The organism is Ureibacillus terrenus (assembly GCF_006569205.1).
Taxonomy (GTDB): domain Bacteria; phylum Bacillota; class Bacilli; order Bacillales_A; family Planococcaceae; genus Ureibacillus; species Ureibacillus terrenus.
The window spans coordinates 1-16,021 of record NZ_VIGD01000028.1 but is presented as its reverse complement, the minus strand read 5'-3'; the positions used below and the strand labels follow the sequence as shown (position 1 = coordinate 16,021).

At 35.7% G+C, this 16,021-nt stretch carries 10 protein-coding genes and 2 CRISPR repeat arrays; of the genes, 9 read left to right on the top strand and 1 reads right to left on the bottom strand.

What is annotated here, in order from left to right; all coding sequences use genetic code 11:
• The 9 genes from FKZ59_RS14840 to cmr6 all read left to right on the top strand — a co-directional run.
• Positions 1-217, top strand: a 217-nt coding sequence (locus FKZ59_RS14840; RefSeq protein ID WP_220125043.1) for a hypothetical protein, incomplete at its 5' end; no start/stop codon positions are given.
• Between the two features lie 11 nt (positions 218-228).
• A CRISPR array of direct repeats spans positions 229-3,792; the repeat unit is 30 nt; unit sequence GTTTTGATCTTACCTATGAGGGATTGAAAT.
• A gap of 171 nt (positions 3,793-3,963) precedes the next feature.
• The gene (locus FKZ59_RS13640; RefSeq protein ID WP_141603302.1) at positions 3,964-5,157 is read left to right on the top strand and encodes a CRISPR-associated protein; all 1,194 of its coding nucleotides are present in this window, start codon (positions 3,964-3,966) and stop codon (positions 5,155-5,157) included.
• Positions 5,158-5,173: 16 nt separating this feature from the next.
• On the top strand, positions 5,174-6,460 hold the full coding sequence (gene csx2 / locus FKZ59_RS13635) for a TIGR02221 family CRISPR-associated protein (RefSeq protein WP_141603301.1): 1,287 nt from the start codon (positions 5,174-5,176) through the stop codon (positions 6,458-6,460).
• Positions 6,461-7,366 (top strand): type III-B CRISPR module RAMP protein Cmr1, encoded by a 906-nt coding sequence (gene cmr1, locus FKZ59_RS13630; RefSeq protein WP_141603300.1) that lies wholly within the window; start codon positions 6,461-6,463, stop codon positions 7,364-7,366.
• On the top strand, positions 7,363-9,003 hold the full coding sequence (gene cas10, locus FKZ59_RS13625) for a type III-B CRISPR-associated protein Cas10/Cmr2 (RefSeq protein ID WP_141603299.1): 1,641 nt from the start codon (positions 7,363-7,365) through the stop codon (positions 9,001-9,003). The genes cmr1 and cas10 overlap by 4 nt, the downstream gene beginning before the upstream one ends.
• On the top strand, positions 8,984-10,117 hold the full coding sequence (locus tag FKZ59_RS13620; RefSeq protein WP_141603298.1) for a type III-B CRISPR module-associated Cmr3 family protein: 1,134 nt from the start codon (positions 8,984-8,986) through the stop codon (positions 10,115-10,117). Before cas10 ends, FKZ59_RS13620 begins: the two co-directional genes overlap by 20 nt.
• A 2-nt stretch (positions 10,118-10,119) precedes the next feature.
• The gene (cmr4, locus tag FKZ59_RS13615; protein ID WP_141603297.1) at positions 10,120-11,034 is read left to right on the top strand and encodes a type III-B CRISPR module RAMP protein Cmr4; all 915 of its coding nucleotides are present in this window, start codon (positions 10,120-10,122) and stop codon (positions 11,032-11,034) included.
• Positions 11,027-11,428 (top strand): type III-B CRISPR module-associated protein Cmr5, encoded by a 402-nt coding sequence (cmr5, locus tag FKZ59_RS13610; RefSeq protein ID WP_246045899.1) that lies wholly within the window; start codon positions 11,027-11,029, stop codon positions 11,426-11,428. Before cmr4 ends, cmr5 begins: the two co-directional genes overlap by 8 nt.
• 2 nt (positions 11,429-11,430) lie before the next feature.
• Positions 11,431-12,321: a type III-B CRISPR module RAMP protein Cmr6 gene (cmr6, locus tag FKZ59_RS13605; RefSeq protein WP_141603295.1), complete on the top strand. Its 891-nt coding sequence runs from the start codon at positions 11,431-11,433 to the stop codon at positions 12,319-12,321.
• Between the two features lie 213 nt (positions 12,322-12,534).
• Positions 12,535-15,511: direct repeats of the CRISPR family, unit length 30 nt; unit sequence GTTTTGATCTTACCTATGAGGGATTGAAAT.
• Between the two features lie 286 nt (positions 15,512-15,797).
• On the opposite strand, the gene FKZ59_RS14810 is transcribed toward cmr6, so the two are convergent.
• On the bottom strand, positions 15,798-16,021 hold a 224-nt coding region (locus tag FKZ59_RS14810), incomplete at its 5' end, for a transposase (protein ID WP_181733304.1).

The window sequence follows — 16,021 nt, the reverse complement described above, 5'->3', positions numbered from 1 at the left end:
GATGGACAACTCTACGAGGATTGGAAAAATTGTCCATGCAGGCGATGCTTACTTTCGCTGCCATGAACTTAAAGAAAATGGCAAACTGGACATGGAAAAGACCATGTCCAGCCTAAATAAGAGAAGAATCTTAGAAAATGATGAGCAAAAAAAGACAAACCCCAACTCAAATGAAGCATTTGAGTTGGGGTTTGTCGACAGTCTGAGAGCTACTTAAAACAGTAGCTCGTTTTGATCTTACCTATGAGGGATTGAAATGAAAACGAGTTCCCAAAGACATGGGCACGCGCTTTAGTTTTGATCTTACCTATGAGGGATTGAAATCGAGGGTACTATCTACAATCACCTTCTGATAAATTCGTTTTGATCTTACCTATGAGGGATTGAAATCTTGCTTTAATGATGCAAGAAAGCGGAGGAAGAGGGGCGTTTTGATCTTACCTATGAGGGATTGAAATCCGAATTCGACTTCGCGTCCGTTCCAGCCGCCTACGTTTTGATCTTACCTATGAGGGATTGAAATCCAATTTCAAGGCATCCACTATCATACTAAAAAATCAGTTTTGATCTTACCTATGAGGGATTGAAATATCGAATACACGCCGCATGAAATCGGCTCATATGATGTTTTGATCTTACCTATGAGGGATTGAAATAAAAAGGCTTATAAATACCTTGAATTTGCGATTGAGTTTTGATCTTACCTATGAGGGATTGAAATCTCGCACAATTAACACGGCATCGTCATATGTCATTCAGGTTTTGATCTTACCTATGAGGGATTGAAATAAGAATAGAACATATGTTTTTTTAATAATTGGTTTCTTGGTTTTGATCTTACCTATGAGGGATTGAAATTTTTAGATGGAAAAACATTATATGTCCCATTGGATGTTTTGATCTTACCTATGAGGGATTGAAATAAGGACGGTTAGGAGAAATAAAATTCAACTTTAATAACGTTTTGATCTTACCTATGAGGGATTGAAATTGGCTGGGGTAGAGGACAGCTACAAACTGAACTATTGTTTTGATCTTACCTATGAGGGATTGAAATTAATGCTGTAATACTTGCCGTTTTTGCGAACGTCACCAGTTTTGATCTTACCTATGAGGGATTGAAATATGATATAGTGATTGATTACCGAATCGCCGATGCGTGTTTTGATCTTACCTATGAGGGATTGAAATATTCAGGTGGAACAGGTTTAAATAATCCGTTCCTGTTTTGATCTTACCTATGAGGGATTGAAATTTTGACGCCCATTCAGCGATTTTAGAAACAACATCAGCGTTTTGATCTTACCTATGAGGGATTGAAATTTTTTTGGAGTGATGAACATGAAAAAAACGGAAGAAGTTTTGATCTTACCTATGAGGGATTGAAATACTAAAAAAATTGAGCAACGTAAAGCTGCTTTAAATGAGTTTTGATCTTACCTATGAGGGATTGAAATATGTCCTTTTTGGACATTCCCTGGGACTGCAATTTCGTTTTGATCTTACCTATGAGGGATTGAAATTTATACATCATATAGTGTGTATTGTTAACATACTTTTGTTTTGATCTTACCTATGAGGGATTGAAATTATAACAATGATGCTTGTTTGTGTTGTCGTAGAAGCTGGTTTTGATCTTACCTATGAGGGATTGAAATTCTCGGATGTGGACGCAAAAGGCTGTGTCAAAATTCCGTTTTGATCTTACCTATGAGGGATTGAAATTTGAAACGGTGCTTGGTGACGGCCCGCTTGTGATTGTTTTGATCTTACCTATGAGGGATTGAAATATTCTTGCGCAGGCAGAAGGCGCGCGTGACATCGCTGTTTTGATCTTACCTATGAGGGATTGAAATCCACCTTGAACTGAATTAATGAAACCACCAAAGTTAGAGTTTTGATCTTACCTATGAGGGATTGAAATCAACAGCTCCTTTTCGAGAATATTTTTCGATTATATGTTTTGATCTTACCTATGAGGGATTGAAATACCGATTGTATAATGTAGTTTACTAAAAATAATAAAGTTTTGATCTTACCTATGAGGGATTGAAATCGACAAAGAAGTCGTGCGTGCAATCGGTAACGATTAGTTTTGATCTTACCTATGAGGGATTGAAATCAAGCCTACTGATACGGAAATATACAATCCGCATCCGGTTTTGATCTTACCTATGAGGGATTGAAATTCGCCCTGCCGCCGTTTGACCATGCACCGATTGGTGTTTTGATCTTACCTATGAGGGATTGAAATTTCAATACATCACAGAAAGAATAAACAAGTTTGACATTGTTTTGATCTTACCTATGAGGGATTGAAATCAGGGAGAAATAACCCAAAAGGTAAGCCAATCAACGTTTTGATCTTACCTATGAGGGATTGAAATAGAATCCATTCACCTCCGCCACCGTATGTAAAGTTTGTTTTGATCTTACCTATGAGGGATTGAAATGCTGTTATCGGCGCTGCTGTTGGTGGCGATGAAACAGCGTTTTGATCTTACCTATGAGGGATTGAAATGCGCTCGTAGCCGCTGCATTTGCTTCGTTCGCCGCATTTGTTTTGATCTTACCTATGAGGGATTGAAATTGAAACACATGAAATCGGGATGCTTTCGTGGGAAGGTGTTTTGATCTTACCTATGAGGGATTGAAATCTGAAGATATGCAGCAGCAAGTAAAAAACGACTAAGTTTTGATCTTACCTATGAGGGATTGAAATAAAGTAGTGCATAAAGATAATTCTTTTTTCATTTTCAGTTTTGATCTTACCTATGAGGGATTGAAATGATGAATGGAAACAAGAAGCAATTAAATTTTTTACAAACGTTTTGATCTTACCTATGAGGGATTGAAATATAAATTTTTTGTTTTGTCTTCCTCCGCTAGTAAGGAGTTTTGATCTTACCTATGAGGGATTGAAATTGCAGCTGCTTCTCCAATTCCGCAGCCGCAAGCTCTGCGTTTTGATCTTACCTATGAGGGATTGAAATCGGATGTGCTAGTGCACATCGTCAAGCGCAAGTGTGCGTTTTGATCTTACCTATGAGGGATTGAAATAGTATTGGAGCAATAGCAGCGCCAATCGGAATAGCGTTTTGATCTTACCTATGAGGGATTGAAATCGGAATACAAAGCAGGCGCGCGCTGACATCCAAACCCGTTTTGATCTTACCTATGAGGGATTGAAATTCTAGCGTCTCACTTTCCATTGTTTCTACATTAGCCGTTTTGATCTTACCTATGAGGGATTGAAATTCAGACTTGGAAGAAATAAACGCCGAATTCAACTCTCGTTTTGATCTTACCTATGAGGGATTGAAATTCAGGTAGTGAAAGACCCGACAGGTAGCGGATACATTGTTTTGATCTTACCTATGAGGGATTGAAATTTGGCATTTCGGTCTTAGGTCGTCGGATTCGGGTTTGGTTTTGATCTTACCTATGAGGGATTGAAATTCATGTTCGTATTGAACGTTTTCAAAATGTTTGCGGGTTTTGATCTTACCTATGAGGGATTGAAATGTTCCTTCCAGTTTTTCAGTTCAGCCGGTACAGGTTTGAGTTTTGATCTTACCTATGAGGGATTGAAATCAAGATTGCCTGTGTGGCTTTCGCCTTCACAGCCTCCGTTTTGATCTTACCTATGAGGGATTGAAATAGCGATAACTTTACGAAAATTGATACAGAAATTAAGTTTTGATCTTACCTATGAGGGATTGAAATACGGTTGTTGTACTTGATACGCCAAACAATCCGGTGGTTTTGATCTTACCTATGAGGGATTGAAACCGAGCAAATTTTTTCCTCACTTTTTTTGTAAAATTTCAATTTTCCCCATATTTTTGTTGAATTTTTACAAAATTATTAAATTAATGAAGGATTCCGAAAAAATGTGTCAAAGTTATTATATAATTAGCAATAAAGTGGAAATTGTGTAAGAATTTTGGAGGAATTGTTGTAATGTATCATACTGTAGTTATTACGTGCGGAACGTCTTTTAATAATTCAAGTAATTTTTTTTGTTTTAATAATTTTGATAAATTTAAGGAAAAATCACTTAATTTATTTGATACAGAGATATCAGAAGAAACTGAAAATGTTATCAATAAGTGGCTTCATTTATGTATAAGGAAACATAAGCAAAACAAACTAGAGCCAAATCAGGTTAGCGCAGAATATTCAACAATGTATTCTTTAAAAAAATTAGGGAAGCTACATAAAAAACCAACCGTTGTTCTTATTGTGACGAACAGTATTGGCGGTTATATGGCTGAACGATTATTAAGCTATTTATTTAGACAAGATTTTAATGCGAATATAATGGTTACTTATGTCACATTTGATGTTTCGAATGCCAGTATCTTGAATCGACAAATTGGAGAATATATGTCTAAATTAACGCATGCATTACGTCAAGGGGAACCCAATACTACTTGCTTTGTTCCATTGGGTGGATATAAGTTTATGACTTCTTATGGTTATATTGTCGGCTCTATTTTGAAATATCCGACGGTTTACGTAAATGAACATGCGCAACAACTGATTCAAATTCCGTGGGTTCCTATCGATGTGGAAAAGTTTATCGAGGGGAATGCAACACTTCTTCGCAAATGTTTAAATGATTTTATTGAATTTGAAAAGCTGCATCATCAAGAAAAAGAAATCGTCTCATCTCATCCCTATGTTTTTGAGATTGAAGAAGGTCTTGTTGGCTTAACTCCATTTGGTCAATTTTTACTAGAACAAAGCGACCGGAGCCACATTTTCAATACACAGTATTATTTGTCTGATCAAGTTCGAAATTTGATAAAAAATCAGCAGGATCAATCTATTTTTGTTGCTCAACAAATGCAGGAATTAGTGAAAAAAATTAAACTGCACGAACATCCTGATTTAGAATTGATGCATGAAAAAGATTTTGATAAGCTCGACCGTTCAAAAATGAAATATCATTTATACAAAGGTGCTAGTAATGGAAGGCATGTATTTCGGTTGGCTTATCGGTATGATTCATCAAATCAACGGTTATATGCCAATTACTTATGGTTAAATCACGATCGTTACGAAAGAGAGGCTGCAAAAGGAATAGGGATTTATGACGATGAAGCCGATTTTCGCGATGTAACGGAAGAAATTGTGGGGAAATATTTATAGATCGGAGGGAGTTATTATGACCCGAAATCTACTGATGTCTTTTTTAGGTACGGGGAAATACATACCATGCTACTATGAGTATAACGATAAACGTTCTAAATTAACTCGTTATATACAAACGGCTATTTATGAGCACATTAGTTCTTATGTCGATAACCTTGAAGTTATTATTTTTTGTACAAAAGAAGCAGAAGAAGCTAATTGGTCTGGTTTACAAGAAACATTTAATGAAATAGCACCTCAAGCAAAAGTAAAAAATGTTCCGATTCCAAGTGAACAAGATGAAGATGCAACTTGGACATTGTTTGAGAAAATTATGGATGAAATTCAATATGGAGATAGAATTTTTTTTGACGTGACTCATAGCTTTCGTACTAATCCAATCGTCGCATTAATTGTTCTCAATTATGCAAAAGTTGTGAAAGGCGCAAAATTTGGTGGGCTAATGTATGGCTGGATTGAAAAATTAGGTAGAATTCCAGAAATAGAAAAAATAAATGTAGAAGAAAGAATTGCTCCCATTGTAGATTTGACAGGTATGACTAATTTACTAACTTGGACAAATGGTGCTGACCAATTTATTCGTACTGGAAATGCTTCTGTTTTATTAGAGATTGTAAATCAGGAACTCAAACATAAAAAAGATGATAAAAAAAGTGAATTGATTAATGTTAAGTACTTGATTAATCAGTTAAATACAGTTGGTTTATGTTTTGAAACAGCTAGAGCTAATAGCTTACAAACAGAAATAAATAAATGGAAGGAAAAAACTGAAGAAATAAAACACTCTGAAAACCAACATTTCCGTCAATTAATTCCACTAATTGATACAATTGAAAAGAAAGTTGAAAATTTTTCTGATGATGAAATCATGAATTATTATTACATGTCAAAATGGTGTTATGATCATGGATTAATTCAACAAGGGCTTACTATTTTAGTTGAATCGGTAATAACTGTATTGTGTAAATTAGTAAAAGTAGATGAGTTTAATAAAGATATGAGAGATGTGGTCTCCTCTTCATTGAATGTATATTTAGACAAAAAGCCTGAAGAAGAGTGGCAAGGCGACATTGAATTCATGAAAAAAGTTGTTAAAAAAATAAAACCTTATAGAGAAATGCTAAAACCTTTTCAAAAATTAAGAGAGTATAGAAACAACATTAACCACGCTGAAATGAACAAAGAAAGACAATTTCAAGCAAAAAGTTTTCAAGGAGCATTAAAAGAATCATTAGATAATTTGCGGCCGTTTTTCGAAGAAATGTCAAAATCATTAAATAGCCGAACTGAGGTGACATAAATGAATCATTCCCAGTTGCTAGAGCTGGCATTAAATAAAACTGCACTGCAATCAAAAACGTATCAATTGAAAACGATAACCCCTTTAGGAGTACATGGAGCCTCTGGAAGTCAGTTTGAAGCAGAATTTCGGATTCCTTCATTGCGTGGCGTAATTCGGTATTGGTGGCGTGCTGTTCAACACATGGATGAACCAAAAGAACTTTTACAACTTGAAACAAAAAAATTTGGCGGAACATCTGTTAATGCGCAAAAATCTCCAGTTGCTTTTGTTGTTGAAAAACCTTGGATTGTTAGAAACTATAAAAAATTTGTATTACCTCATAAGAATAGTTCTCCAATGACATGTTTGCCAGAACAAAAAGAAATTCCTGTAAAAATGTTGGTAAAACGTAATGAAGATGTAGCTTTTTATGAAAATGTATTTCATTTGTTTTCAATGTTAGGAAGTATGGGACAAAGAGCAAGACGCGGATTTGGCTCGATTCAACTTTCGGAATATGAAGATATTGATGATTTTATAAATGAACTAATGAGGACATTAAACTATTTTGGGATTGATGTAATGTTTAATTCAAGCCATTCATTGAAGGTTAGAAACTATGAAAAGTTATCTCATCCGACGATTGCATCTATATGGTTCGGGAGACCATATACATCGGCTTGGGATGTTGTTATAGCTTATGCTAAAGCATCCAGTAAAAATCAGACAGGTATGTTAGGACAAGTATCAGATAAAAAACGTAATAAAAAAAGATTTGCTTCTCCTCTCTGGGGTTCAGTAAAAGAAATAGGTGGAAAATATTATCCTGTTATAACAGAACTTCAATCGCAATCAATAACAAATATGAAAAAATACGAGAATGAACGCAATGAGTTTTTAGAAGTACTAGGAGTGAGCATATGAGTGAAAAACAAATGGTAGTTTTTTCGATCGGGCCTGTTCAAAGTTTTATTGCTTCCGCTCGCAAAACTGAAGATTTATGGAGCGGCAGTTTTATTCTTTCTTTTTTAATTGAAAGAGCAATGGAAACTCTATGCAGTCAAGGTTTGAAGGTTGAGTTTATCTATCCCAAAGCATCGGAAGATGATTTAAATCCAATGAAAAAAACGGGGTACAACGCAAATGTTGCTTCTTGGCCTAACCGATTCACGGCATTTGTAAATGGTTCTTTGGATGAAACGACGAATGTATTAAAAAAAGTTGATTCAGTTGTTAGACGGGAGTTTAACAAAATTTGCCATTATGCAATCAATGAAGTATTTCCAAAACATATCCAAACTGATCAATTGTTGAAACAGGCCAATCATCAAATTGAGCAATTGCTAGAAGTATATTGGGTTGTTCAACCATATAACGGCCATTATCGTGAAGAAAAATCAACACTTGAAGCGCGATTAAGTGCGGTTAAAAATGACAAAATTTATCATCAACTCATAGAAAGTGGATTTACTTGCACAGTTTGTGCCCAGCGCGATGCTTTATGTATGGAGCCATTTGATCAATATGAAACAATTTATGAACTGAAAAATAAAGTAAAAAATACTTGGAAGCATAGAAATGAAAAGTTTAAAGGAACCGATGAAGGAAAAGATGACGGTAGAATCCGCGATAACGAGTATTTATGCAGCATTTGTTTAGGAAAACGGGTTGCACGGGATTATTTTAAAGAAGTATATCGAAATGCCTCCTCTTTCAAGTTTTATCCATCGGTCATTGAGATAGCTGGAAAATACACGTATTTTGCAATTCTTTCGATGGACGGAGACAATATGGGTTCGTGGTTTAATAGCAACACTGCTGAAGAAGCAGGTAAGGTTAGTGACGCATTAGCAACTTTTTCTAGACGCGTCGTACCCGAAGTAGTACGGAAAGAAGAAGGGTATTTGGTTTACGCAGGCGGCGATGACGTTCTAGCTTTTTTGCCTGTAGATAAAGCATTACAGGTTGCGAATGAACTAAGACAAAAATTCGGTATGAAAGGAAGCGGATTACAAGGAGCAACAGCTTCGGTAGGATTGGTAATAGGTCATAAAAAAGCGCCGTTGCAGTTGTTGTTGCAAGAAGCAAAAAAATTAGAAAATCGCGCAAAAAGTTACGTTCATCAAGAACAAAATCAACAAAAAAATGCTTTGGCAATCGGTATACATACTCGCTCGAAAAAACATGAAACTGTCGTTCCTTGGCAAATCGACGGAATGCAAACTTCGGATCTATTAAACGAAATCATTGAATTATTGACCAATGATTTATCCGATACTTTTATCTATCGATTTTCTGAAGTTTTTTTACCATTGAATGATTATGATAGTAAAGACAAACATTTAATGGTTGAATTTGAACTACGTCGGCTGCTTAGACGCTCAATGAAAGTAAAAAAAGAAGAAAAAGAATTAACTAATATACTGGAAAAGTTAATGGCACTATATAAAAGCATGGAATCTGTTAAATCGTTTGTTATGTTATTAAGAATGCTAACCTTTTTCAAAAGAATGGAAAAACAAGATAAAGGCGGTAATAACCATGAAGACGATAACGCTTAAACCGGTCGATTCCTTTTTTTTCAGAGGCCATGCTTACGCTGATGCTGGCAGCGATACAACGATGACTGGCTTTTTTCCTCCTAGACCAAACACGATTTATAACGCACTAAGAAGTGCTTATATTTATACAAATTCATCATTTGAAAGCTTTACTAAAGAAGAAAACGAAGAACTAAAGCGCTGGATGGGAAGTCCTGATACTCACGGAGATTTTCGTATTAAGGGATTATTTATAAGTAAGAAAAATCAACTTGTATTACCGTTACCTCTCGATTATCAAGTTGTAGAAGATGATGAAAGTTTGACAGGATATCCGCTTCGTATAAAACAAAATGATTTTTTTCAGTCGTCAAATTCAACAGATTGGGCATTGTATGCAACAGTAAAAAATAAAAAATCAAAAAATGCTCAGGGTAAATTTGCTTATTTTGATCAGTGGAAACAATCGGTGTTAAATCAAACACCTATTCATCGATTGTTAATTACACATGATTTTGTTGATGAATATGCAAAGGTCGGTATACATGTAGACTATGTAAACAAAAAAGCAAAGAATGAATATCTGTATCGAATGAACATGCTATCGATGAAACCGGATTGCAGTCTTGAAGTATTAATTGATCGCACTCCTGATTTTACAAATGTACGATTTGCGAGGCTTGGCGGCGAGAGCCGACCTTGGATTGTGAAACAGAATTCATATGAGCATCCATTTTTTTGGAACAGTAAAGAACTTCAGGAAATTGAAAATCAATTGCGAGAAAACTGTATAGCTCGAATTATTCTATTAACGCCTTCGATTTGGAAACAAGGAAGCAGACCAGGAAGTTTTGATGAAGTGACTGGCAAATTAGTACTTCCTAATGATATTACAGTGGAACCGATTGCTTGGGCAGTTGGCCGTCCTGAAGTATTTGGTGGATGGGATATTGTTCGCAATCGTCCAAAACAAAGGCAGTGGATGGTACCAGCTGGGACGGTGGTATATGTACGCATTGATGAAGAAAAAATTTCAAAATTAATGAATTTAGCGAACGGGTTTCACTTTTCGGATGATTTAATACAAGAAGGATTCGGATTTTCAATTATTTCTGGAGTCGTTAAAGGGGGATAAAAATGTATTCAATTGCAAAACCTTTTTTACTGCATGCAATTACATCTGTTCATGCTGGAAGCGGAAGTGAAATTGGAATCGTTGATTTGCCAATTCAAAGAGAAAAACATACGAATTACCCTAAAATTGAATCATCTTCATTAAAAGGTGCGTTGCGTTCACATTTTGAAATGGATCCTGAAGTTGACGAAAGCAAGTTAGAACTGGTTTTCGGGTCTAAACCGGATAAAAACAAAGAGAATACTGATAACGAAAACAATACTCAAGCGAGCGCAATTGCTTTTAGCGATGCGCGTTTATTGCTGTTTCCTATCCGTTCATTGAAAGGAGTTTTTGTCTGGATAACATGTCCACAGGTAATAAATCGTTTTAATGATGATTTAACAGCTTTTACACAGGATTTATCGATAGAAAAATTAGAAGTTCCAAAAGAAAACACGGTTTCTTCAGACCTGATGATGGTTGGAGGTAATAAAATTGTATTGGAAGAGTATACATTTTCAGTAACGATTGATGAAAAAACACAAAAATTAGCTAAACAACTTGAAAAACTGATTGGAGATGCTTTAACAGTTGATTTAGCTTCACGTATAGTGGTATTAAGCGATAACGACTTTGCTAATTTTGTAACTTTTTCCACAGAGGTAAATGCAAGAGTAAAAATTGGTGAAACAGGCACGGTTGATAGCGGAGCGTTATGGTATGAAGAAAATGTCCCGCCAGAAACGATGTTTTATAGTTACTTATTTATTGGCAATGTTAGAGGAAACGGTACAAAAGATTTATCCACGTCTGAACAAGTTCAGCAATTTATGAAAAATCATATGCCTTCTGTGTTTCAGTTAGGTGGAAATTATACAATTGGTAAAGGAATTATGAGAACCATTTGGCTGGATAGGGGAGATAATGATGAGTAACCGCCCAATATCGACAATTGAAGGTGGACGAGCTTCTTTTGCATTTTCCGAAGTTAAAAAATTTGTAGAAACACATCGAGAACATGCAAAAGACTATCGTTCATACGTTAAAAAAATGCCAGCGATGATACAAGTGAATGGATTAGGCCAAACACTTGCTTTTTATTATTCAAAAAAGAACAAAAAAGCTTATTACGAAATTTATCAAACAATAACAAGTTGGTTGAAAAAAGAATTTCCTCAATTTTTTACAAAAGAACAAACATTAGTAGAAGTTGTGATTAATCTCGATAGCAGCGATTACCGAATGTTCACAATAGAAGTGATGGCATTGTTAAACTGGATGCGAAAGTTTGTCGATGGTATGGTTGAAGTTAAAGAAGGTGAATCATAAAAATGGAATTCCATCCAATTGATACAAGAAAAATTTTCAAAGAATACAAAAACAAAAAACATCCTGCTGCTCATCTATGGTATCAAATACATTATGACCAATATAGACAATTGAAAAAAGGTGAAAAAAAACAAAAAAATGTGATTGATTTAGGTGAAAAAAAATATATTTTAAAGGATATTAAAAAAGATATAAAAAGGATTTACTTTCACCAAGATATTCAAAAGTTAGGTGAGCGGGTTAACAAAAATCGTTTATCTGCCTTAATGGAATTATCGAATGCACATTTAAGAATTTTAAAGGGAAAATTAACAAAATCAATTGTTCAGGGTCTAGGATATGAACATGTTAGAGAAACTTCCTTATCTATTCATCCAATATATGGTTTTCCATATATACCTGGTTCTAGCATTAAGGGATTAGTTAGACGCTGGTTTATTGAGGCTTTTTTAGAAGGCGATGAATCTCAATTAGTTAAATCCGATCGACAATTGGCGGAAGTTGGAAGAGAAATATTTGGGATTCAAGATCAACAAGGTGTATTACAGTTTTTAGATATTTACATGTTTAATAATGTAAAAATTTCTAATGATATTATGACGCCACATTTTAGTGATTACTATGATGGTAAAAAAGCTGCAACTGATACATTAGGACCTGTGCCAATTTATTTTTATACCGTTGAAGTTGAAGCACCTGAAATCGAGATATTGTTTATTGTAAGAGGTGGAAAAAACAGTAGATATCCGAAAGAAATAATCGGAAAAATCGTCGCCGATTGGACAAAAAGTGCTTTAGTAGAGTTAGGACTAGGAGCAAAAACTTCATCTGGATACGGTTTTTTTAATGAAGTAAAAGATGTCACAGAAAAAGTAATGACTAAACAAAAATGATAAGAAGAATTGCAATTAAAATAAAGGATTAAATAATTTGTCGTCGATCGGTCTCACGACAGCAACCCCGAGGGATCGACGACAAATTATTTTTGTATAATTTATAGAAATCCCAATAAAATCAATGAATTTCATTATTTTCACGAAAATTTCAAATTGACTATTTTTTAATAAAAAGTTACTATATAGCTAACAAATGTTGATTTTATTAGGGTTTTGATCTTACCTATGAGGGATTGAAACACACGTAACTAAAAATTGCGAAAAGCAAACCCAAAAGTTTTGATCTTACCTATGAGGGATTGAAACCGCCTCCTTTGCCCAATAAAGATAATTGCTGACTTAGTTTTGATCTTACCTATGAGGGATTGAAACCCGGAAAAACTATCACTTGAAATGCCAGGAATCCTCAGTTTTGATCTTACCTATGAGGGATTGAAACTTGATTTGTGGTTTCTTTGCCATACTCACATCTCCTCCGTTTTGATCTTACCTATGAGGGATTGAAACCTCAAAAAATCGAAAGTCATTAAACCGCAAAGGCTGGGTTTTGATCTTACCTATGAGGGATTGAAACACGCCTAAACTCATAAAGTTTGAGCGCCTCCTCATACTCGTTTTGATCTTACCTATGAGGGATTGAAACAAGACCAAGAAAATCATTTAATATTATTACTTGGCCAGTTTTGATCTTACCTATGAGGGATTGAAACATGTCTTCGGGTGCAGGTTTCCAATCGGTGGCTTTGGTTTTGATCTTACCTATGAGGGATTGAAACTTGTATTGCAATTGCAAAGATATGTCATATGGGCTAAAGTTTTGATCTTACCTATGAGGGATTGAAACTCTATAAATGAATAAACAAGTTTTACATTTTCCGTGACGTTTTGATCTTACCTATGAGGGATTGAAACGAAAGTACCGGAACACCGGACGCAACACACGGGGACGTTTTGATCTTACCTATGAGGGATTGAAACCTTCAATTTCTCTAATAATCTCGTATTCTTCCCAACCAGTTTTGATCTTACCTATGAGGGATTGAAACTTCGATGAGCCATTCAACATCTTCTGGTCTGACACGTTTTGATCTTACCTATGAGGGATTGAAACTTTCCATCCTGTAGATAGTCCGATCACTTCTCGAGGAGTTTTGATCTTACCTATGAGGGATTGAAACTTGACTAAAATAATATGTTTGATCATTTCATTCGTATCTTCGTTTTGATCTTACCTATGAGGGATTGAAACTTTTGTGTTAGTGAGGGAGTGTTCCTCCATCTTTTTTACGTTTTGATCTTACCTATGAGGGATTGAAACTGCGCTCGTTGATGGTGAATTAGAATTGGATGAAATATGTTTTGATCTTACCTGTGAGGGATTGAAACAAATATCAGCCAATTTTCCAGCAAATTCATCCAACTCCCGTTTTGATCTTACCTATGAGGGATTGAAACTCGACAACAGACAGAACGGAAAGCTGTGTCTGTTTGTTTTGATCTTACCTATGAGGGATTGAAACTCAGAAAAAGTGGAGGTGATAGAGTGGGAAAGTCATTTGTTTTGATCTTACCTATGAGGGATTGAAACATAGATTGATAAATTCCAGTGTGGAGGGAACGGAAGTTTTGATCTTACCTATGAGGGATTGAAACAGTTGTTGAAGCCTCTTTATCCAAAATTCGTACTGGTTTTGATCTTACCTATGAGGGATTGAAACATAATCTCCATTAGCGATGTAATCGCCTCAGCTGGAGTTTTGATCTTACCTATGAGGGATTGAAACAAACAATGATTTCGAAATCTCTTCGATGATGATTGGCTGTTTTGATCTTACCTATGAGGGATTGAAACATAAATGCACCACTAATTGTGCCACCAGACAAAGTGCCGTTTTGATCTTACCTATGAGGGATTGAAACATACAAGCGGTGATAGAACTTTCTTTGTGGATACAAGTTTTGATCTTACCTATGAGGGATTGAAACTGGACCATTTTCTGCCGCTGTCGCTTCCCTCCCTGTCGGTTTTGATCTTACCTATGAGGGATTGAAACACAAACCTAGTAGTTTGTTTTGTATCGTTGAAGTAGGTTTTGATCTTACCTATGAGGGATTGAAACTCAAACATTATTTGAGTTTTAATAGAGTCTGCTTCAGTTTTGATCTTACCTATGAGGGATTGAAACGCTCATTGTGCATGTCGCGGTCGCGATTTTTTGTAACTTCAGTTTTGATCTTACCTATGAGGGATTGAAACTGGAACAGGTCCTCGTTGGCATGGTCCGGCATTGATTCGTTTTGATCTTACCTATGAGGGATTGAAACAACAATTTATTCCCAATAATCGCAAGATTGCCTGTATGTTTTGATCTTACCTATGAGGGATTGAAACCAGTAACATCGACAACATTTTCTATGATGATTAAACGTGTTTTGATCTTACCTATGAGGGATTGAAACTAAAAATATCCTCGTTCGTCAGCCCACTTTAAGTAGGTTTTGATCTTACCTATGAGGGATTGAAACTTGAAATATGAAAGAGTGGAAAAAGTAGACAATGTGGTTTTGATCTTACCTATGAGGGATTGAAACATAATTTTTGTTTGGTCGAACAAGCCAGCCGCGGACGTTTTGATCTTACCTATGAGGGATTGAAACCGATAAGTTTGAATGTGTCTGAAATGATACGCCAGGTTTTGATCTTACCTATGAGGGATTGAAATTGCGGTTACCAACCCGTTTTGGATATGGCAAATCTTTCGTTTTGATCTTACCTATGAGGGATTGAAATACCAGGAGGGAACAGCATGGGCGAAGGTTACAGAACAGTTTTGATCTTACCTATGAGGGATTGAAATTTTAGTGACACAGCATAATAAAACAAACCGAAAACTTGTTTTGATCTTACCTATGAGGGATTGAAATAGTTTCGTGGCGGGATACAGTTTCGTTTAGGTTTGAGTTTTGATCTTACCTATGAGGGATTGAAATCTCCAACAATCTGCCCGTCAGCATTGCGGACAACTGAGTTTTGATCTTACCTATGAGGGATTGAAATCTAGCTTTTGAAAATGCTTAAATGAGCAGCTTCGAGTTTTGATCTTACCTATGAGGGATTGAAATCCGGATCGTCTAGATCGACAAGCGGAGTACCTAGGTTTTGATCTTACCTATGAGGGATTGAAATAGAGTCTTTGCCTGTACCGTTTTCCGCCAATCAATGTTTTGATCTTACCTATGATGTTGATGGTAATTAATTTTTGTAGTGTTTGGCAATTAAGGTTATGCATAAATTTTTGCATATTTGACGCTTTACATGGAGTGGCGGGCATGATAGGCTACTTTGCCTTGCAAAGTCCAAATATAATTATGGCTTGCTCCCTTTGCAAGAAATCATGCCCGCAGAGGCTCCATGTCAAGCGATTATAGATACGAATAATTATTCAAGATATCGAATAAATTTAATTGCCATTTCATGCATTTTTTAATTGCCAAAAACAGAGTAAATCCAGCTTTGCCCGGCCATACATGATTCGTTTCATCAGCTTCAATCGGTGAACATGGCCTTCCACAACTCCGTTACTGTAGGAAGTACTAAATGCCAGCTTAATCGACTGTAAATCCCTACGGAGTCGAAGTGCACAATCATATAAATGATTGTTTGGAGAAGACAATTGTTTTTCCAACCATTTGAAAA

Bases quoted from the DNA above. Each gene is read 5' to 3' on its own strand.
- FKZ59_RS13640 (WP_141603302.1), top strand. From the start codon at position 3,964: ATGTATCATACTGTAGTTATTACGTGCGGAACGTCTTTTAATAATTCA.
- csx2 (WP_141603301.1), top strand. From the start codon at position 5,174: ATGACCCGAAATCTACTGATGTCTTTTTTAGGTACGGGGAAATACATA.
- cmr1 (WP_141603300.1), top strand. From the start codon at position 6,461: ATGAATCATTCCCAGTTGCTAGAGCTGGCATTAAATAAAACTGCACTG.
- cas10 (WP_141603299.1), top strand. From the start codon at position 7,363: ATGAGTGAAAAACAAATGGTAGTTTTTTCGATCGGGCCTGTTCAAAGT.
- FKZ59_RS13620 (WP_141603298.1), top strand. From the start codon at position 8,984: ATGAAGACGATAACGCTTAAACCGGTCGATTCCTTTTTTTTCAGAGGC.
- cmr4 (WP_141603297.1), top strand. From the start codon at position 10,120: ATGTATTCAATTGCAAAACCTTTTTTACTGCATGCAATTACATCTGTT.
- cmr5 (WP_246045899.1), top strand. From the start codon at position 11,027: ATGAGTAACCGCCCAATATCGACAATTGAAGGTGGACGAGCTTCTTTT.
- cmr6 (WP_141603295.1), top strand. From the start codon at position 11,431: ATGGAATTCCATCCAATTGATACAAGAAAAATTTTCAAAGAATACAAA.